The following is a 253-nucleotide window of genomic DNA, read 5'->3' as shown; positions in this document are numbered from 1 at the left end:
TGGCATCGGTCGACACCTACACGGAAGAGCGCATCCTCCAGGGGCTCGCCCGAGTGATGCAGGGCCGCACCACCATCTTCATCTCCCACCGCATCTCAACTGCCCGGAACGCCGATCAGATCGCCGTCTGGTCGATGGCCGCATCGCGGAGTTGGGCACACACGACGAGCTCATCACCCGCAACGGCTACTACACCAGCCTCTTTGAGAAGCAGCGACTCGAGGAAGAGATCTCCGTAGCCAGCTAGAGCAGA

Annotated in this window: 1 pseudogene; it reads left to right on the top strand. The window is 61.7% G+C overall.

The features are described 5' to 3' along the window. A pseudogene (locus JAO29_RS23285) lies at positions 1 to 247 on the top strand (ABC transporter ATP-binding protein); the annotation flags it as partial. Positions 248 to 253 lie beyond the last annotated feature (6 nt).

The organism is Edaphobacter sp. HDX4 (assembly GCF_036877565.1).
Taxonomy (GTDB): domain Bacteria; phylum Acidobacteriota; class Terriglobia; order Terriglobales; family Acidobacteriaceae; genus Edaphobacter.
Note: the sequence above shows the minus strand (reverse complement) of the source record. Positions and strands in the feature narration are given on the sequence as shown.